Origin of the sequence: Lederbergia citri, from assembly GCF_018343625.1 — a bacterium.
GTDB classification, from domain to species: Bacteria; Bacillota; Bacilli; order Bacillales; family Bacillaceae_C; genus Lederbergia; species Lederbergia citri.
In genome coordinates, this window is record NZ_JAGYPG010000002.1 from 1513090 (window position 1) to 1532075 (window position 18986).

Here is an 18986-nt window from a genome sequence, read left to right on the forward strand (position 1 = left end):
TAATATGTTATATATTAATATTCGAATATGTCTTTTTTAAATCCTTCTTTCCATTTAATAAAATTCCTGTTTACTTTACTTATATAGAAAATAAAATGCTAAATAAAAAAGCAGTCTATTTCATACATGAATATAGACTGCTTTTCGGCTATTTAGTTCATTTTAAAAGAGGTGTTCACCCTATCTATGCTCCCGAAGGAACGGCTGAATCGTCAAACCTGCGTTCTAGGTTGACGAATTTGTTGTATTCTTTTACGAAGGCAAGCTGGACTGTTCCAACTGGGCCGTTACGTTGCTTAGCGATAATAATTTCAATGATGTTTTTGTTTTCGGATTCATGGTCGTAGTAATCGTCGCGGTATAAAAAGGCAACGATGTCGGCGTCCTGCTCGATACTTCCCGATTCCCTTATGTCTGACATCATTGGCCGCTTATCTTGGCGTTGCTCCACCCCACGTGAGAGCTGAGAAAGTGCGATAACCGGGACCTGCAGTTCACGGGCAAGTGCTTTTAGTGACCTAGATATCTCAGATACTTCTTGCTGACGGTTTTCACTAGAACGACCACTCCCCTGAATGAGCTGCAAATAATCAATTAAAATCATTCCAAGTCCGTGTTCTTGTTTCAAGCGACGACATTTTGAACGGATCTCACTAATACGAACCCCAGGAGTATCGTCGATGTAAATTCCAGAGTTTGATAAACTCCCCATTGCCATCGTAAGCTTGCGCCAATCTTCATCTGTTAAAGCACCTGTCCGTAAATTTTGGGCATTTATATTCCCTTCGGCACAGAGCATCCTCATGACGAGCTGTTCTGCTCCCATTTCGAGACTAAAAATAGCGACATTCTCGCCCGTTTTCGTACCAACGTTTTGAGCAATGTTGAGGGCAAAAGCGGTTTTACCAACTGATGGACGTGCTGCCACAATAATCAAATCATTGCGCTGGAATCCCGCAGTCATGCGATCAAGATCAGCAAAACCAGTAGGAATTCCAGTTACGTCTCCTTTTCTATTATGAAGAAGTTCGATATTATCATAGGTTTGAACGAGTACATCTTTAATATTTTTGAAGGCACTGGAATTTTTCTTCTGTGCGACTTCCATAATATGCTTTTCCGCTTCATCCAGAACAGCTTCTACTTCATCTTCGCGGCTATATCCATCTGTTACTATATTCGTAGCGGTTCGAATTAATCTGCGCAATAATGACTTTTCTTCGACGATACGAGCATAGTAACCGATATTCGCTGCAGTTGGAACGGAAACAGCAATCTCACTCAAATAGGAGACCCCGCCTACATCCTCCAACATTTTTGAAGCAGCCAGTTCCTCTGTAACAGTGATTAAATCTATCGCCTTTCCCGTTTCACTTAGTTTCAGCATAACGTCGAATATCTTTTGGTGGGAACTTCGGTAAAAATCCTCTGGAAGCAAGATTTCCGACGCTAGTATTAATGAAGTGGGCTCTAAAAAAATCGCCCCGATTACAGCTTGCTCAGCTTCAATATTTTGCGGTGGCGTTCGATCTGAAAAATCAGCATTCATAGTACTCACCTTCCACGAATCAATCACAATGATATAAAAAATGTGACCGGTCAAAACCGCATCACATTTTTTGTCTATTTCTATTCTATCATGAAACATCTATTGAAAGTATGGTAATTTTAGTTTTCTTCTTTTACATGGACATCTACAGTTGCAACGACTTCATTATGGAGCTTCACAGGAACTTTCGTTACGCCTAGTGTACGAATCGCGTCTTCTAAACCAATTTTTCGTTTATCAATTTTAATATTGTGTGACTTTTTTAATTCATCAGCAATTTGTTTGCTCGTAATCGATCCAAATAGACGTCCACCTTCACCTGATTTTGCTTTTAATTCAACTGTTAGTTTTTCAAGCATTTCCTTTAATTTCTTAGCTTCCGCTAATTCTTCACTCGCTTGCTGCTCTTCTTTTTTCTTTTGGTTATCTAAATTTTTCATATTCCCGGATGTTGCCTCTATTGCCAAACCTTGTTTAATTAGAAAGTTATGAGCATAACCATCTGCTACATTTTTAACTTCCCCTTTTTTTCCTTTACCTTTAACGTCTTTCAAGAAAATAACCTTCATGATTCTTGGCTCCCTTCCAAATAATCATCTATTGCTTGTTTCAATTTTAACTCGACTTCAACGATATTGATATCATGGAGTTGCACTGCTGCATTCGATAAGTGTCCTCCGCCGCCGAGTGCCTCCATTATGATTTGCACATTGATTTCTCCTAAAGATCGAGCGCTAATGCCAACTTCATCTGGTCCCCGTTTTGAAATGACAAACGAGGCGGAAACTCCATCCATCGTGAGTAAAGTATCAGCTGCTTGGGCGATGACGACTGGATCATAAACTTCATCATCCGTTCCACTCGCTATCGCAATCCCTTTAGAATAGAACTCAGCCGTTTCAATTAATTTTGATCGTTTTATATACGTATCCATATCTTCTTTTAAAAACTTTTGAACTAATATCGTATCTGCACCTTGGGCCCTTAAATAGGAAGCTGCATCAAAAGTACGGGATCCTGTCCGGAGCGTAAAACTTTTCGTATCGACTATAATACCAGACAATAACGCTGTTGCTTCTATCGTGTTGATTGGGCTCGCCTTATCCCCTTTTGGCTGGTACTCAAGGAGTTCTGTCACTAATTCAGCAGTCGATGATGCATATGGTTCCATATAGACTAAAAGCGGTTTTTTAATAAAATCTTCGCTACGACGATGATGGTCAATCACAACGATTCGTTCTGTTTTATTCAACAGTTTATCTTCAATCACTAGAGCAGGTTTATGTGTGTCGACAACAACGAGTAGCGTGCGGTCTGTAACCAGTTCCATCGCTTCATCCGGAGTAATAAAACGGGAATGAAGATCAGGATAGGAACTTGTTTCTTCGATAAGGCGCTTCACTCCTGTATCAATCTCTGAAGCATCGATAACAATAAAACCTTCTCGATTATTCAATTCTGCGGCTTTCCGAATTCCAATAGAGGCTCCGATCGCATCCATATCCGGATATTTATGCCCCATGACAATTACTTTATCACTTTCTACTATTAATTCCTTCAAAGCGTGGGAAATGACTCGTGCACGCACCCTCGTTCTCTTTTCCATTGGATTTGTTTTTCCACCAAAGAACTTTAATTTTCCATTAGGCAATTTAATTGCGACTTGGTCACCACCCCGCCCTAACGCTAAATCAAGGCTAGATTGTGCTTGGACACCTAGGTCTGGCAGAGGCATATCCCCTATTCCCACACCGATACTTAAAGTAAGAGGGACATTTTGCTTCGCTGTTTCTTCCCTAACTACATCTAATATTGAAAATTTATCATTTTCCAAGTCATGGTATATTTTTTCATTTAGCAATATGACAAACCGATCCGAAGATGTTCTTTTTAGAAAAATACCATGCTCAATAGCCCAATTATTCAAAAGCGATGTAACTGTGCTGTTTAATCCACTTTTCGTCTGATCGTCCATCCCTTGAGTAGCATCATCATAATTATCCAGAAAGATAATGGCAATGACATTTCGTTCCGATTCATATCTTTCAACTGTCTCCATTTGGTTAGTTACATCGAAAAAGTATAGTAATTTCTCTTCCAACTTAAGCTCGACACGAAACTTTCTATCGTCAATCGTTACGATTTCGCTCTCTAATTCTTGCTTGATTAATGGAATAATTTGTTCCCCTATTTCATAGAGTGACTTACCAACGAGAGTATTTTCCTGAAAACAAGCTGCCATATATGGATTTGACCATTCAACGATAAAATCATCATTTATAAGCATAATTCCAATCGGCATTTCCATTAAAGCCTCTTCACCGACTTTTTTTACTCTATATGAAAGGGTCGAAATATACTCCTCCGTGTCCTTGACCGTATCTTTTTCTCCTCGGACAGCTGCATAAAATAATGCAAAGAGCAGTAAAATGCCAATCAACGCTACCCAAAAATATTGAAATGCCGTTAAGACTAGTAGGATAGTCGAAATCACTACAATGCCATATAACGGGTAACGTGATTTACCACCCTTTAAATATGAAGGCATTCACTCAGCTCCTTTATCAGAAAAGCTTATGCACCTTAGTTTGTTGCGATAAAGGACTCATGGCAAGATACAAGCCAATGTTCACTTACACAAAAAGGTCGACAGGCGCTTTAGCTAGACAACTTAATCTGACTCAATTAGGAATTAATTTTTCAAATACTACTTATTATTATTTATTCGTTCTCTTAAATCAAAGCCTATATCAATTATACCTAAGACCCGTACAATTGAAAGGAAGAAAGGAAGAAAAAACGTTAATACTACAGCTAAAATTGGAATAGCGATGGACCACTTTTTCATATGACAATAGAAAAAAACAAAAGATAATCCTTGCAGTACTAAAAGTGTCTGTAAGATAAGACCAGCATTGACAACCGCCATATGCAAATAAGAATCTGTTTCAATCTTAAATATTAGTGAAATGATGAGCACCAATAAATATAGCCAAAGAATATTTTTTGGGAATTTCAATCGACGAAATGGCTGAAACTTTGGAACGTCTATTCCTAATCTTTTAATGATCGGGAAATTTACAGCCATAATGATGATGACACTGATAAAAGCTGTACCAATCAATAATGTAGGCAGCATAGATATCATTAAGTTGACCATATCGTTTAATTGCTCTTGAAATTCTACCGGCGGTGACATCCCCATCATGTTCAAAGTGTCTGTATATTGATCGATGGACGTTTGAAACATATTTTTAAGTTCTTCCATAAAATTAATGTTTAAAAACATTGCCGTCACAATAAAGATCAATATGATATTTGCTATAAATACGATGCTGGATGATATGTAAATAATTTGTTTGCTTTCTTTCGCTCTAATGCCATATCCCATCATTAAACCCGTTGTTCCAAACAAAAATGCAATAGGAAGGGCTAGATAAGATCCAATTATAAAAGATATCATCATCGCTGCAATGATGAAGATAATGGAATGCTTCACTGAATATTTTGCGCTATACAGAAGGAAGGGCAAAATAAAAAACAAGTATATTACAATTGTTGAAAAAGGAATAAAGATCGCTAATAGCAGCATTATTGTATATAGGGCTAACAATAATGCCCCTTCTGTCAGCGTTTTTGTATTGTTCACTCTCCCACCTCGTCTTGTGAACACATATTTTGTTCACGCTCCATTTTAAAAAACTGTATTCTTCTATTTTAACGGTGAATGGTGTATCATTCAACTTTACTGTTACCATTATAACTGAAACCCTAAAAGAAAAAAGGCCCCCATTCCTGACACACACTTTTGTAAAAGTATGTGTCAAGCTTTGGATAGCCTTTATTTCATAAAGTCTATGATCAGACCCATTATTCGCCTGCAACGAATGGAAGTAAAGCCATTTGACGAGCACGCTTAATTGCTGCTGTCAACTTACGTTGATACTTCGCACTTGTTCCAGTTACACGGCGTGGAAGAATTTTCCCACGTTCAGAAATGAACTTTTTAAGTAGCTCGACGTCTTTATAGTCAATGTGTGTAATTCCGTTCGCTGTAAAGTAACACACTTTACGACGTTTGCGTCCGCCTCTGCGTCCACCTGCCATAACAATAACCTCCTATCATTTTTAGAATGGAAGATCGTCATCCGAAATGTCAATTGGTTGTCCATCATTCGAGAATGGATCTTCGTTTGCTCGGGTAAAGTTTTGGTTACTGCGCTGATTCTGATTTTGCCCGTACGGTTGGTATTGGTCATTTTGGTCGCCACCATATTGGTTGCCAGCAAAGTCACCACGACCTTGTGAAGAAGAATTTCTAGGTTCAAGGAATTGAACAGAATCTGCAAGCACTTCGGTCACATATACACGTTTACCATCCTGCCCATCGTAGTTGCGAGTCTGGATGCGGCCATCAACACCAGCTAAACTTCCTTTTTTCAAGTAATTAGCAACATTTTCCGCGGGCTTTCTCCAAATCACACAGTTAATGAAGTCGGCTTCCCGCTCCCCCTGTTGATTCGTAAAAGTACGGTTAACAGCCAATGTAAAAGTTGCGACTGGCACTCCATTTGGAGTATAGCGCAAATCCGGATCTTTTGTTAAACGCCCCACTAATACAACTCGGTTCATCATCAGAATCAACCTCTTCCCGTTTACTTCTTTATAAAATGTTTCACGTGGAACAATTAATTTTTATCTTTCATCTTTAACAACGATATGACGGATGATATCGTCACTGATTTTAGCAAGACGGTCGAATTCCTGAACAGCTTCAGGCTCTGCATTCGTATGGATTAAACGGTAGAAACCGTCACGGAAATCCTCAATTTCGTATGCAAGACGACGCTTACCCCAATCTTTTGATTCGATGATTTCTGCACCTTGTGAAGTTAGGATGTTGTTAAAACGCTCAACAACAGCTGCTTTCGCTTCCTCTTCAACGTTTGGGCGGATAATGTACATAATTTCGTACTTTCTCATCGTTCAGTCACCTCCTTATGGTCTATGCGGCCCTTTATAAAGGGCAAGGAGCAATTTTCATTACTCACAATGTGTAAGTATACCATACAAAGCTTGATTGCGCAATGTCTTGATCCACTTTTTCACCAACACACAAAACCCGGCAAAGGAAATTCCTCGCCGGGTTTGTGTAAAACGGATCTCATACTATTGCTATCAGCGTATGCAGCTATCAACTAACAAGAGTCTTCACCCTTTTTGTATAGCTATCGCACCTACGACTAGCAAATTTCTTTTCTCTACAATAATTCAACATCCATTCCACTTATAAGCGGAATCGAGTTTCTTTATCTAAATGGAAGTTTCTGAAATTTGCCTGTCGATAATCAAGTCGCATCCGCTTTTCTTATTTAAACTCTTCTTCTTCGTCTTCACTTTCATACGCATCTCTTGAAGGATTGTACAACCGTTCAAGATCTGGCTCTTCTGCAAACTCTGTTGCATACCTCGTATTGTTGTTTGTTCCTCTATTCCCTTCACTCGAACCTACATCGGCCGTCTTGGAATTAAATAGCAATCCAAGACAGATGATACCGCTTATTCCTACTAACGTAAAAATAAACCTTGCAAAACCGGAATCAGTTCCACCAAAAATGCTTCCGACTAAATCATATCGAAATAAACCAACTAAGCCCCAGTTTATTGCACCAATAACAACTAAGGCTAATGCAATACGTCGCAATGTTTTCACGAAGTACTCCCCTTTCTTCAAAAGTGCAAATCAATAGCAAATTTTTTGTATGCTAATGATTCAGTCCTATTATTTGAAGAAAGAGGAAATTTTATAACCCGAAAACATTGATTGTTATATTATTACAAAAAAAGACACCCTTAAGGTGCCTTATACATTAAATCGAAAATGGATGACGTCTCCATCTTTCACAAGATATTCTTTTCCTTCAAGTCTAACCTTTCCGGCTTCACGGGCTGCTGTCATCGACCCTGCTGTGAGTAAGTCATCATAAGAAACGGTTTCGGCACGAATAAATCCTTTTTCAAAATCAGTATGGATAATTCCTGCACATTGCGGAGCCTTCATTCCTTTTTTAAATGTCCATGCACGAACTTCTTGGACGCCAGCTGTAAAATAAGTGGCTAACCCCAAGAGGTTATACGTAGCACGAATCAATTGATCGAGTCCTGACTCTTCAATCCCTAGCTCTTCTAAAAACATGGCTTTTTCATCGTCATCTAGTTCGGCAACTTCTTCTTCAATTTTTGCGCACACAACGATGACTTGGGAATTTTCTTTTTCTGCATATTCAAGAACTCTTTTTACATATTCATTGCCGGATGGATCTGCTACATCCTCGTCTCCAACATTTGCTGCATATAAAACTTGCTTACTTGTTAGTAAATGCAAACCTTTTACGATTTTCATTTGTTCTTCTGTAAATTCAATCGATCGTGCTGGTTGATCTGCTTCGAACGTTTCCTTCAACTTTGCCAATACTTCATACTCAAACATCGCATCTTTGTCTTTTTGTCTTGCCATTTTTTCTACACGGCCAATGCGCTTATCAACCGATTCTAAGTCGGCAAGGACTAGCTCCAAATTGATTGTTTCAATATCATCAATCGGATCGACTTTTCCCGATACGTGAGTTATATCATCGCTTGCAAAACAGCGAACAACATGCACTATAGCATCTACCTGACGGATATGGGATAGAAACTTATTCCCAAGTCCTTCACCTTTACTAGCTCCTTTTACAATCCCTGCAATATCAGTAAATTCAAAAGCAGTAGGAACGGTTTTTTTAGGCTGTACTAGTTCAGTTAATTTTTGAAGTCTATGATCAGGCACTTCTACGATTCCAACATTCGGATCTATTGTACAAAACGGATAGTTGGCAGCTTCTGCCCCCGCTTTAGTAATTGCATTAAATAATGTAGATTTACCTACATTGGGCAACCCTACAATTCCTGCTGTAAGAGCCATTTTGGTCACTCCTCTTCCGGGTTATTTCCTTTATTAACACGTTTTTTCTCCTTCACAATTATAGTGATTATATTAAGAAAAAACAACTTAACTTTACCTTTAACGATAAATATTGCGCTGAATCCTAAAATTTTCAGATAATATTACATTTAAAAAGCATGAGAGTTATTCCTCATGCTTCTCTAATATTTTTTTTATTTTTCTTGCAAACTCTCTCCGCGGCAACATAACACTGTGGCCACAGCCTTCACATTTAATGCGAATATCCATCCCCATGCGAATGATCTTCCAACGGTTTGTCCCACATGGGTGCTGTTTTTTCATTTCTACTATGTCATTAAGATTAAATTCTTTTTTTTCCAAAGTTCATTCCTCCTGAAGATTCCATCATATTCTCCACGATTCACTTTTTCTAAAATCATTTTACCAATAAAATGTTGATTTTCATAGGCAGTTATTGGATTTTACAATTTCTTATGTATAGAAATGAAAATTCCTCCGTATAATGGGTAAAGAAAAGAAAAGCGGAAGGCGATGTGAATTCTTTTCATTCGAAGGAAAGGAGCGATAATAGATGAAATCACAACCGCTGTTTAATCCTCTTGATATATTTGATGTTAGTATTAAATTTGACGATCCAACATCTTTAAAGAAAATTTCTAGCGGTATTATCGATCTACTCCCCTTCGGATTTAAAAGAGAAATTGTCATTGTATGTATTGGAACGGATCGATCGACTGGAGATTCGCTTGGACCACTTGTTGGCACTTTTCTTAAAGAAACAGGATTAGAAAGCTTCCACTTATATGGAACGTTAGAGGATCCCGTTCATGCCGTAAATTTGAATGAAAAAATGGAAATGATTCGTCAAAAGCATTTCCGCCCCTTTATTATTGGCATTGATGCGTGTCTTGGAAGACTAAAAAACATAGGCATGATAAAAGTCGGGTCAGGACCTGTAAAACCTGGTGCAGGAGTGAAGAAGGAATTGCCTGCAGTTGGAGACATGCATATAACCGGTATTGTAAACGTTAGTGGACATATGGAGTTTTTTGTTTTACAGAACACTCGGCTTAATCTCGTAATGAAAATGGCAAAACAAATGGCAGCTGGGATTATGGATGCTGATACAATCTATACGAATAAAGAAGCAAGCCTGCAATTAGAATGGGATATGAATACAGAAATGATATGAGAAAAGCGGAAGGCGCCTGCAGCTAGACACTAATGGTCTTTACTTAAAAATACGGACTTATATAAAAGTTAAGAATTTCTTTATTTGATTTTAAAAAAAGAGGCAATTGCCTCTTTTTTATATGATGTATTGATTATAAATAAAGATACTACTTACTATCAATGCAGCAACTAAAATACCTGGTAATAAATTTGCCACTCTGATTTTAATGATTCCAGATAAGTTCAGGCCAATTGCAAAAATCATGATGCCGCCTGTAGCGGTTATTTCATTGATAAACATGTCCATCAATTCAGTTGGGACAAGCCTGTCTATTTGAGTTGCAAATAACGCGATTAGACCTTGGTAAAGTACAACTGGAATAAAAGAAAGAATCACACCGATTCCAAGTGTTGTTGTTAAAATCAATGCTGTAAACCCGTCGATTACCGCTTTTGTATAAAGAACTTGATGGTCTCCTCTTATCCCGCTATCCAAGGCTCCAATGATCGCCATAGCGCCAATTACGAATATTAATGTCGCCGTAACAAACCCTTGAGAAATATTTCCTTTATTTGATGAACCCAGCTTTCTTTCTATCCATAAGCCTAATGAATTTAGTTTATCATCAAGCTGCCACCATTCACCAAGTACCGCCCCAATGACAATACTCAAAATAACAATCAAGAAATTTCCACTTTTGAAACCCATTTGCAGACCTAAAACCATGACGACCAAACTTATACCATGCATGACAGTTGATTTCATTTTCTCAGGAATTCTGCTTAAAAACCTACCTATTAAAGATCCTACAATTATACAAATTCCATTAACTAACGTACCTAATAGCACCATAATTTCACCTTTTTTATAAGAAATGCGCAAGCGCCTTGCTCATCGACGTACAGGCCCACAGGATGTGGTCGACGTCGCCACAGGACGTGGCGTTTTTTAGTCGACGTTCCTTCTTTGCCCTTCGACTGAGATAAAGGAAACACGATGAGCCTATTAGGCGAGTCGATGTTGACCTATCGTAGGGAGAAGGTCAGGAAGTTTGCTAGTCGATAGGCGCTGGAGCTGAACAACACAAGCCTAAATTTAAACATAAGACTTTAACAAACATATACTTTTTTATTAGCTAAAAAAATAAGTGCCCTATAAAGGGCACTACCTTTATTCAGTTTGATCAAGTATTTCAAGAATTCTTTCCAAGTCTTCTTGGGTTAAAAATTCTATTTCGATCTTCCCTTTTTTCTTCGATTGTTTTATCGTAACGGTAGTTCCAAATTTTTCTCTTAAATTATTTTCTCTTTCCATAATGAATATATCTTTTTTAGGCTTTTTCTTTTTTGTTTCACGTGGAACATTTTCATTTATCTGCTGAACTAGATGTTCAAGTTGTCTAACGTTTAAGCCTTCTTTTACAGTCCGTTCAGCAACAGCTTGTATTTTTTCTTTTTGCTTAAGTCCTAAAAGCGTTCGCCCATGACCCATAGATAATTTGCCGTCTGTTATATATTGTTGAATGTTTTTGGGAAGAGTCAGTAATCTAACATGGTTCGCAATATGCGGTCTGCTTTTCCCTAGTCTTTTGGATAATTCTTCTTGAGTGATATTAAGTTTTTCCATCAGTGTATGGTAGGCAGTCGCCTCTTCTATTGGAGTCAAGTCTTCGCGTTGAAGGTTTTCCAATACGGCTAATTCCATCATTTGCTGATCGGTCAATTCACGTATCACAGCAGGGATTGTGCTTAATTTCGCTGCTTTTGAGGCGCGGTATCTGCGCTCCCCTACAACAATTTCATAACCTTTAATGTTTTTTCTAACGATGATTGGTTGTAAGATACCGTGTTGAAGTATAGATTCTTTTAATTCCTGAATAGCTTCTTCAGAAAATACTCGTCTAGGTTGGTATGGATTTGGTTTGATTTCTTTTAAATCAATTTCCCGTACCGCTTCATCATTATTTATTTCCATATTTGCAAATAAAGCAATCCCTTTTTTCCCGAGACCTTGTTTAGCCATTTTCAGCCACTTCCTTTGCAAGATCTAAATATACTTCAGCCCCCCGAGATTTTGAATCATATACAATGATCGGTTCCCCATGACTCGGAGCTTCACTAAGTCGAATATTCCTAGGTATGATCGTTTGATATACTTTATTTTGAAAATATTTTTTTACTTCTTGAATGACTTGAATGCCTAGATTTGTTCTTGCATCCAACATTGTTAACAAGACACCCTCGATCATTAATTCGTGATTTAAATGTTTTTGGACTAATCGAACTGTATTTAACAATTGGCTTAACCCTTCGAGTGCATAATATTCGCATTGGACCGGTATTAAAACTGAGTCTGAAGCAGTCAATGCGTTAATTGTAAGTAAGCCAAGTGATGGCGGGCAGTCGATTAATATATAGTCAAAATCATCTTTTACTTGATCTAAGGCTCTTTTTAAACGAACTTCTCTTGAAATGGTTGGAACTAATTCTATTTCCGCCCCTGCTAACTGTATCGTAGCAGGAACTGCAAACATATTATCTACACCTGTTTGCATAATTACGTCCTTTATATCCACGTCATCTACGAGTATATCGTAAATACATTGGTGGACATCTCCTTTATCAATCCCGGCGCCACTAGTAGCGTTTCCTTGGGGATCAATATCGATTAGCAATACTTTTTTTCCGATATATGCTAAACATGCCCCCAGATTGACAGAGGTGGTCGTTTTCCCGACGCCCCCTTTTTGGTTGGCTATGGAAATAATCTTTCCCAACGATGTCACCTACCCTAATATTTCTAAAATAGCAATCATGTATTCTATTTTATCAAATATTCGTCATGAATTACTCTTTCAAATAAAAAAAGTTTATTAAAATAGAAAAAAAATGTTGATTCATTCTTATTGTTGCTGTTTTCAAAGTAAATATCAAGATGTTGGAGAAGTTTGCCGTTGAAAAAAACGTATTTTATGAAAAGAGTAACGATTTTTGCAGGTATTTTATGCCTTCTTCAAGAAATTTAAATAACTATTAGGGAGGCAATAGAAAATGGATTATCTGAAAAATCCAATGGCTCGATATGTACCCAAACATTTTGAAGTAGAGCAACTATGTGAACTGTATGCAATTGGAGATTTAGTTAATATTGATGAAGAATTAGGTGGCCTATTTAATGTAAACCTGAAAATAACTACTACTTCAGGGCAATATGTCATTCGGATCCATTCAGGATTAAGCAGTAAAAATCATCTAAATGCGGAAAAAGTTAAATTGGAAAAATTATTGGAACACGAAATTCCCGTTTTAATTCCATTATACACGAAAGAAGGCTATTATTTTTCAAAGCTACATAATCGATTTGTTCAGTTAACATATTTTGTTCAAGGATACTCATTTAACTTCTCAATCGAGCAAGTTTACAATATGGGAAAGTTACTTAAAAGATTTCACGACGCACTAATGGATGCAAAAGAGATTCCTCTCCCCTTTTGGTCAAACTATCCATCAAATGACGTATTAAAAGAAGGTTTACAACGATTAAAAGAAAATCAAAAAGAACTACATAAAGAAACTGATGTAAAAGAAGTTGAAAGACTTTACTTTAAAGTAATGGAACAATGGATAGGAAATGATAGATATTTAACAAAATCGGTTATTCATGGAGATTGGCATCCATGGAACGTTTTATTTAATAGAAATGATGAAATAAAATATATCCTCGATTTTGATTTTATGCAAAAAGGCGAATGCATTCATGATATGGCATATTTTCTATGGGCTATTAGGAATGAAGAAAATACGGAAGAATTAGGGAGGCATTTTTTGAGAGGATATGGCTCATTATCTATTAAAGAAGTTGAACTCTTGCCACTTGCAATAGCTCGTGCAAGTTTATTCTTTTTATGCACTTCCTCTTTTGTAGCAAATCCCGCTCATGAGCTAAATAAACAAATAATTGAGCAAAAACCTTATATTGAATGGTTACTTTCTCCCGATGGAAAAATGAGAATAAAAGCCTTAGCCACTTAAAAACTAAAACAAAAAGAGGAGCGATTTTAGTATGCTTCCATAAAATTAACTCCTCTATTTCTATTATGATTTTTTCTTCGGTATTTTAATCGTAAATTGGTAGTATTCTTCAAACTCTTCTTCTTCCGAATCTAGTGTAATGCCACTATCAGACACCATAGAAAGAGATTGACGGATTGTATTGACTGCAATTCTCATATCTTTGCTGATTGCTCGGCGTTTGCTCTTCGGTTTTTCCACAACGGTAAGAAGTTTTACGACTTGTTCCTCGGCCTGTTTGACATTTAAGCCCTTTTCAATAATAAGATTCATTACTTGAATTTGCTTTTCAGGATCTTTTAAAGGAATCAGAGCTCTAGCATGTCGTTCTGTAATTTTCTTTTGCAATATTGCCTCTTGGATTTCTTCCGGCAATTTTAATAGTCGGAGTTTATTGGCAACCGTTGATTGGCCTTTTCCTAGACGCTGTGCCAACGCTTCCTGGGTTAAATTATGCATTTCCAACAGTTTTCCATAAGCCATTGCTTCTTCAATCGGCGTTAGTTCTTCTCTTTGAAGATTTTCAATTAACGCTATGGAAGCTGTTTCTGTATCGCTTAAATTTTTGATAATGGCAGGAACTTCATCCCATCCGAGAAGCTGGATTGCCCGGAACCTGCGTTCCCCAGCTATAATTTCGTATTGGTTTTCATCCGATTCCCTTACTACAATTGGTTGGATGATTCCATGTGTATGAATCGTTCTAGCCAATTCTTCAATTTTCGTTTCATCAAATATCGTTCTTGGTTGGAATCGATTTGGAATAATATGAGACACTGGAATTTTCTTTATTTCATCCCGCTCATCCACCATCTCTTTTTCTATTGGTAATTCCTTCTCACCCAAGCCAAATAATCGAGAGAAAGGATGCTTCATCCTTCGACACCACCTTAATAGAAACTCCCATTAGGAAAACACAATATTATATATATTATATATGACTTCCTATCATCATTCTATTTTTATTTGCAAATTCCTGCCAAACAGATGTCCTATTCCAGTGGAAGTTTATTTGGAGTTCCGGGTTTTCTAGGATATTTATTCGGCGTTTTTTTGTTTTTAGAAATAACAATAATATTGCGGTTGCTTTCCTCAATCGGCAATGTAAAAGAATGAACAGTGGAAAGCTTGCCTCCTAATTGTTTTAAAGCACGATCTGCCGCTTTTAATTCTTCCTCGGCATTGGCCGCTTTCATCGCGACAAATTGTCCTCCTTCTTTCACAAGCGGAAGGCATAATTCGCTGAGAACAGACATCCTGGCTACTGCCCTTGCAGTGACAATATCAAATTGCTCTCGAAATTCAGGCTTACGAGCAAATGTTTCAGCGCGATCATGATAAAAATGTGTATTTTTTAAGCCTAATTCACTTGATAAATGTTCAAGAAAAGTTATGCGTTTGTTTAATGAATCTACGATAGAGAGGTCGATCTCTGGAAAACAAATTTTTATCGGAATACTAGGAAAGCCTGCTCCAGCCCCAACGTCGCACATTTTTACCGGCTTTGTAAAATCGATATAAAAAGTAGCAGTTACGGAATCAAAGAAGTGTTTTAAATATACTTCTTCTTTATCCGTAATGGCGGTCAAATTCATTTTTTCATTCCATTCAACAAGCAGCTCGTAATAGCGCTCAAACATACTAAGCTGATTGGAATTTAATTGGATTCCTTTTTCTCCTAGCATGTTTGTAAATTGTTCAATGTTCATTTTCGTTCATTCCTATTCTTGTTTGTACGCCTTACAAACAGGCGCTATATGTAAAATAAGCTCCAACCAGGAAGTTAAAAAACGACTTCTAGGTTGGAGAGTTTCTTGATCAAAGACTTCTGTCTAGCAATGCTGGCGCTATGATGGCCTTTCTTCTATTCACCTGAAACTTTAGCAATTTTTCCATGCTCTATATATACAAGTAAGATAGAAATATCCGCAGGGTTTACTCCTGAAATACGAGATGCTTGAGCAATCGACAATGGACGGACTTTATTAAGCTTTTGACGAGCTTCGGTCGCAATTCCATTAATCGCGTCATAGTCGATGTTTTCTGGGATTTTTTTGTCTTCTAGTTTTTTCAGTTTTTCAACTTGCTGAAGTGATTTTTCAATATAGCCTTCATATTTGATTTGGATTTCAACTTGCTCAATGACTTCTTTTGGCAACTCTTGTTCAGGAGGTGTCAATTCAATGATTTGAGCATATGACATTTCTGGACGCTTTAATAGATCAGATGCTCGGATACCGTCCTTCAATGGACTTCCGCCTGAATTGATGATCATTTCTTGTGTTTTTTCATTTGGCTTTAAAATAACAGAGCGAAGTCTGTTAATTTCAGCCTCTATCGCCGCTTTTTTATTTAAATACTTCTCATATCTTTCATCTGAAATAAGCCCGATTTCATGGCCGATTTCTGTTAAACGCAAATCTGCATTATCGTGACGCAATAGAAGACGATATTCTGCACGGGAAGTAAGAAGGCGATATGGTTCATTCGTTCCTTTCGTCACGAGATCATCAATGAGAACGCCGATATAACCGTCAGAGCGGCTTAAAATGACTTCCTCTTTACCTAAAATTTTTCTAGCAGCATTAATTCCCGCCATGATTCCTTGTGCAGACGCTTCTTCATAGCCGGACGTACCGTTAATTTGTCCAGCTGTATACAAATTCTTTATTTTTTTCGTTTCAAGTGTCGGCCAAAGTTGAGTTGGAATGATAGCATCATATTCAATCGCATATCCAGGACGCATCATTTTTGCATTTTCCAAACCAGGGACTGTCGCGATGATTTGGTGCTGAACTTCTTCTGGCAAACTCGTTGAAAGTCCTTGCACATATACTTCATTCGTATTTCGTCCTTCTGGTTCAAGGAAGATTTGATGTCTTGGCTTATCATTAAAGCGGACAACTTTATCTTCAATAGAAGGGCAATAACGAGCTCCTGTTCCTTTTACCATACCGGAAAACATTGGCGCACGATGTAAGTTTTCATCGATGAGCTGATGAGTGCGCAAGTTTGTATACGTGAGCCAGCATGGAAGCTGATCCGTAATAAACTTCGTTGTTTCATAACTGAAAGCTCGCGGTTCTTCGTCACCCGGTTGAATTTCAGTTTTGCTGTAATCAATTGTATTTCCGTTAATACGAGGTGGAGTACCTGTTTTAAACCGTTCCATCTCAAATCCTAGTTCTTCAAGATGCTCAGAAAGCTTAATAGATGGTTGTTGATTATTAGGACCGCTGGAATATTTTAATTCCCCTAAAATAATTTCACCACGAAGGAATGTTCCTGTCGTAATAATGACGGCTTTTCCACGGAATATGGCACCTGTATGGGTAATAACACCTTTACATTCTCCATCTTCTACAATTAATTCATCGACCATACCTTGTAGAAGCGTTAAGTTTGGTTCGTTTTCCAAAGTATTTTTCATTTCATGTTGATATTGGAATTTGTCAGCTTGTGCACGCAATGCTTGAACGGCAGGGCCTTTTCCAGTGTTCAACATTCTCATTTGAATATATGTTTTATCGATATTTTTGGCCATTTCTCCGCCAAGTGCATCAATTTCTCTTACGACAACCCCTTTTGCAGGGCCACCAATCGATGGGTTACATGGCATGAACGCGACCATATCTAGATTTAGTGTCAACATCAACGTTTTGGCGCCCATTCTTGCAGCTGCCAGTCCCGCTTCACAGCCTGCATGTCCTGCACCAATGACGATCACATCGTATTTACCAGCTTTATATGTTGTTGTTTGCATTTTGTTTCACCATCCTTTTTAATTCAAAATATTTATTTACCTAGACAAAACTGTGAAAATAATTGATTGATTAAACTTTCTTGTACCGTATCTCCGATGATTTCCCCTAATAATTCCCACGTACGGGTTAGATCAATTTGAATAATATCGATCGGCGTTCCAAAATCAATTCCATTCAGTACTTCATTGATTGATTGCAGTGCTTGATTCAAAAGAGCGATATGACGGCTATTTGATACATACGTCATGTCACCCGCTTCAATCTGACCTTTAAAAAACATATCGGCAATCGCACGTTCCAAATCATCAATGCCTTCTTCCTCAAGGAGAGAGGTCGTTACGATTTGATGATGTTGAGCGATTTTACGTACTTCGTCCATATCAATTTTTCTCGGTAAATCCGTTTTATTGACGATGACGATGACGTCCATTCCTTCTGTAGCAGCAAATAATTGTTTATCCTCTTCAGTGAATTCATCAGCTGAGTTTAAGACGAGTAAAATTAAATCCGCTTTTTTCAGTACCTCTCGGGATCGTTCTACTCCGATTCTTTCAACGATATCCTCTGTTTCTCTTATCCCTGCTGTATCAACCAAACGCAATGGAACTCCGCGGACATTAACATATTCTTCAATGACATCCCTCGTAGTTCCCGGAATATCAGTCACAATTGCTTTATTTTCTTGAACAAGACTATTTAATAGCGACGATTTTCCAACGTTCGGACGGCCAATGATGACGGTCGATAATCCATCACGCAAGATTTTCCCTTGCTGAGCAGTTTGTAGCAGTTTCTCAAGCTCCTCTTTTATATAGGTTGCTTTTTCAACGAGAATTCGATGCGTCATTTCTTCCACATCATCATATTCTGGGTAATCGATATTTACCTCTACATGTGCAACAACTTCAAGGATTTCTTGACGAAGTTTTCCTATTAATTTGGATAGACGCCCTTCCATCTGTCCTAATGCTACATTCATCGCGCGGTCTGTTTTCGCTCGAATTAAGTCCATTACCGCTTCCGCCTGTGATAAATCGATACGTCCGTTCAAAAACGCCCGTTTCGTGAATTCACCAGGCTCCGCTAGTCTAGCTCCTGCATTTAAAGCAAGCTGAAGCACTCGGTTTACAGAAACAATGCCTCCGTGACAATTGATTTCCACAACATCTTCTCTCGTAAACGTTCGCGGTGCCCTCATCAAACTGACCATTACTTCCTCAGCAATTTCTTCGGATTTCGGATCGACTATTCTTCCATAATGAATCGTATGCGTTTCTACCTCTTTTAATTTTTTTCCGCTCGGACTTCGGAATAGTTGGTCGGCAATGGCCACCGCTTCATCCCCGCTTAGTCGTACAATGGCAATTGCTCCCTCACCCATCGGAGTCGATATTGCCGCAATCGTATCAAATTCCATCATAATCACCTCTTTCCATTTTTGACTTTATATATATTGATCGCT

Annotated in this window: 19 protein-coding genes; 2 read left to right on the forward strand and 17 right to left on the reverse strand. The window is 37.9% G+C overall.

What is annotated here, in order from left to right; genetic code table 11:
• Window positions 1-184 precede the first annotated feature (184 nt).
• The 10 genes from dnaB to KHA97_RS15935 all read right to left on the reverse strand — a co-directional run bounded on the left by dnaB (window position 185) and on the right by KHA97_RS15935 (window position 8876).
• Window positions 185-1549, reverse strand: a complete 1365-nt coding sequence (gene dnaB / locus KHA97_RS15890; protein WP_213125671.1) for a replicative DNA helicase — start codon at window positions 1547-1549, stop codon at window positions 185-187.
• Window positions 1550-1668: 119 nt separating this feature from the next.
• Window positions 1669-2118, reverse strand: coding sequence for a 50S ribosomal protein L9 (rplI, locus tag KHA97_RS15895; protein WP_213125672.1), 450 nt, complete (start codon window positions 2116-2118; stop codon window positions 1669-1671).
• A complete protein-coding gene (locus KHA97_RS15900) occupies window positions 2115-4097 on the reverse strand; it encodes a DHH family phosphoesterase (RefSeq protein WP_213125673.1) in 1983 nt (660 codons plus the stop codon). The genes rplI and KHA97_RS15900 overlap by 4 nt, the downstream gene beginning before the upstream one ends.
• 159 nt (window positions 4098-4256) lie before the next feature.
• Window positions 4257-5198, reverse strand: a complete 942-nt coding sequence (locus KHA97_RS15905; protein WP_213125674.1) for a YybS family protein — start codon at window positions 5196-5198, stop codon at window positions 4257-4259.
• A gap of 221 nt (window positions 5199-5419) precedes the next feature.
• Window positions 5420-5656: a 30S ribosomal protein S18 gene (rpsR, locus tag KHA97_RS15910; protein WP_213125675.1), complete on the reverse strand. Its 237-nt coding sequence runs from the start codon at window positions 5654-5656 to the stop codon at window positions 5420-5422.
• 21 nt (window positions 5657-5677) lie between these two features.
• Complete coding sequence (gene ssb / locus KHA97_RS15915) at window positions 5678-6184, reverse strand: single-stranded DNA-binding protein (RefSeq protein WP_213125676.1); 507 nt, start codon at window positions 6182-6184, stop codon at window positions 5678-5680.
• A 60-nt stretch (window positions 6185-6244) separates the two neighbouring features.
• Entirely contained in the window at window positions 6245-6532 is a 288-nt protein-coding gene (gene rpsF, locus KHA97_RS15920) for a 30S ribosomal protein S6 (RefSeq protein WP_213125677.1), read from the reverse strand.
• Between the two features lie 385 nt (window positions 6533-6917).
• Window positions 6918-7262, reverse strand: coding sequence for a DUF378 domain-containing protein (locus KHA97_RS15925; RefSeq protein ID WP_213125678.1), 345 nt, complete (start codon window positions 7260-7262; stop codon window positions 6918-6920).
• A 150-nt stretch (window positions 7263-7412) separates the two neighbouring features.
• Window positions 7413-8513, reverse strand: coding sequence for a redox-regulated ATPase YchF (gene ychF / locus KHA97_RS15930; protein ID WP_213125679.1), 1101 nt, complete (start codon window positions 8511-8513; stop codon window positions 7413-7415).
• Window positions 8514-8678: 165 nt separating this feature from the next.
• On the reverse strand, window positions 8679-8876 hold the full coding sequence (locus KHA97_RS15935) for a DUF951 domain-containing protein (RefSeq protein ID WP_213125680.1): 198 nt from the start codon (window positions 8874-8876) through the stop codon (window positions 8679-8681).
• Between the two features lie 211 nt (window positions 8877-9087).
• Between KHA97_RS15935 and yyaC the strand changes: the two genes are divergently transcribed.
• Window positions 9088-9708 carry a spore protease YyaC gene (gene yyaC, locus KHA97_RS15940; RefSeq protein WP_213125681.1) on the forward strand — a complete coding sequence of 207 codons (621 nt, stop codon included), beginning with the start codon at window positions 9088-9090 and terminating at the stop codon, window positions 9706-9708.
• 117 nt (window positions 9709-9825) lie between these two features.
• On the opposite strand, the gene KHA97_RS15945 is transcribed toward yyaC, so the two are convergent.
• From KHA97_RS15945 to KHA97_RS15955, 3 genes are all read right to left on the reverse strand, one after another.
• A complete protein-coding gene (locus KHA97_RS15945) occupies window positions 9826-10542 on the reverse strand; it encodes a DUF554 domain-containing protein (RefSeq protein WP_213125819.1) in 717 nt (238 codons plus the stop codon).
• A 318-nt stretch (window positions 10543-10860) separates the two neighbouring features.
• Window positions 10861-11712 carry a ParB/RepB/Spo0J family partition protein gene (locus KHA97_RS15950; protein WP_213125682.1) on the reverse strand — a complete coding sequence of 284 codons (852 nt, stop codon included), beginning with the start codon at window positions 11710-11712 and terminating at the stop codon, window positions 10861-10863.
• A complete protein-coding gene (locus tag KHA97_RS15955; RefSeq protein WP_213125683.1) occupies window positions 11705-12466 on the reverse strand; it encodes a ParA family protein in 762 nt (253 codons plus the stop codon). The genes KHA97_RS15950 and KHA97_RS15955 overlap by 8 nt, the downstream gene beginning before the upstream one ends.
• A 274-nt stretch (window positions 12467-12740) precedes the next feature.
• Here KHA97_RS15955 and KHA97_RS15960 point away from each other — a divergent pair, with 274 nt between their 5' ends.
• Complete coding sequence (locus tag KHA97_RS15960; protein ID WP_213125684.1) at window positions 12741-13721, forward strand: phosphotransferase; 981 nt, start codon at window positions 12741-12743, stop codon at window positions 13719-13721.
• A gap of 63 nt (window positions 13722-13784) precedes the next feature.
• Here KHA97_RS15960 and noc read toward each other — a convergent pair whose 3' ends face one another.
• The 4 genes from noc to mnmE all read right to left on the reverse strand — a co-directional run bounded on the left by noc (window position 13785) and on the right by mnmE (window position 18941).
• Window positions 13785-14636 carry a nucleoid occlusion protein gene (gene noc, locus KHA97_RS15965; RefSeq protein ID WP_213125685.1) on the reverse strand — a complete coding sequence of 284 codons (852 nt, stop codon included), beginning with the start codon at window positions 14634-14636 and terminating at the stop codon, window positions 13785-13787.
• A gap of 116 nt (window positions 14637-14752) precedes the next feature.
• Window positions 14753-15469, reverse strand: a complete 717-nt coding sequence (rsmG, locus tag KHA97_RS15970; protein ID WP_213125686.1) for a 16S rRNA (guanine(527)-N(7))-methyltransferase RsmG — start codon at window positions 15467-15469, stop codon at window positions 14753-14755.
• Between the two features lie 155 nt (window positions 15470-15624).
• Window positions 15625-17523: a tRNA uridine-5-carboxymethylaminomethyl(34) synthesis enzyme MnmG gene (gene mnmG / locus KHA97_RS15975; protein WP_213125687.1), complete on the reverse strand. Its 1899-nt coding sequence runs from the start codon at window positions 17521-17523 to the stop codon at window positions 15625-15627.
• Window positions 17524-17555: 32 nt separating this feature from the next.
• The gene (mnmE, locus tag KHA97_RS15980) at window positions 17556-18941 is read right to left on the reverse strand and encodes a tRNA uridine-5-carboxymethylaminomethyl(34) synthesis GTPase MnmE (protein ID WP_213125820.1); all 1386 of its coding nucleotides are present in this window, start codon (window positions 18939-18941) and stop codon (window positions 17556-17558) included.
• Window positions 18942-18986: the final 45 nt, after the last annotated feature.

What these genes read in the sequence shown, in the direction of transcription:
- dnaB (WP_213125671.1), bottom strand. Translation starts at nt 1,549, where the DNA reads ATGAATGCTGATTTTTCAGATCGAACGCCACCGCAAAATATTGAAGCT.
- rplI (WP_213125672.1), bottom strand. Translation starts at nt 2,118, where the DNA reads ATGAAGGTTATTTTCTTGAAAGACGTTAAAGGTAAAGGAAAAAAAGGG.
- KHA97_RS15900 (WP_213125673.1), bottom strand. Translation starts at nt 4,097, where the DNA reads ATGCCTTCATATTTAAAGGGTGGTAAATCACGTTACCCGTTATATGGC.
- rpsR (WP_213125675.1), bottom strand. Translation starts at nt 5,656, where the DNA reads ATGGCAGGTGGACGCAGAGGCGGACGCAAACGTCGTAAAGTGTGTTAC.
- ssb (WP_213125676.1), bottom strand. Translation starts at nt 6,184, where the DNA reads ATGATGAACCGAGTTGTATTAGTGGGGCGTTTAACAAAAGATCCGGAT.
- rpsF (WP_213125677.1), bottom strand. Translation starts at nt 6,532, where the DNA reads ATGAGAAAGTACGAAATTATGTACATTATCCGCCCAAACGTTGAAGAG.
- ychF (WP_213125679.1), bottom strand. Translation starts at nt 8,513, where the DNA reads ATGGCTCTTACAGCAGGAATTGTAGGGTTGCCCAATGTAGGTAAATCT.
- yyaC (WP_213125681.1), top strand. Translation starts at nt 9,088, where the DNA reads ATGAAATCACAACCGCTGTTTAATCCTCTTGATATATTTGATGTTAGT.
- KHA97_RS15945 (WP_213125819.1), bottom strand. Translation starts at nt 10,542, where the DNA reads ATGGTGCTATTAGGTACGTTAGTTAATGGAATTTGTATAATTGTAGGA.
- KHA97_RS15950 (WP_213125682.1), bottom strand. Translation starts at nt 11,712, where the DNA reads ATGGCTAAACAAGGTCTCGGGAAAAAAGGGATTGCTTTATTTGCAAAT.
- KHA97_RS15960 (WP_213125684.1), top strand. Translation starts at nt 12,741, where the DNA reads ATGGATTATCTGAAAAATCCAATGGCTCGATATGTACCCAAACATTTT.
- noc (WP_213125685.1), bottom strand. Translation starts at nt 14,636, where the DNA reads ATGAAGCATCCTTTCTCTCGATTATTTGGCTTGGGTGAGAAGGAATTA.
- rsmG (WP_213125686.1), bottom strand. Translation starts at nt 15,469, where the DNA reads ATGAACATTGAACAATTTACAAACATGCTAGGAGAAAAAGGAATCCAA.
- mnmG (WP_213125687.1), bottom strand. Translation starts at nt 17,523, where the DNA reads ATGCAAACAACAACATATAAAGCTGGTAAATACGATGTGATCGTCATT.
- mnmE (WP_213125820.1), bottom strand. Translation starts at nt 18,941, where the DNA reads ATGGAATTTGATACGATTGCGGCAATATCGACTCCGATGGGTGAGGGA.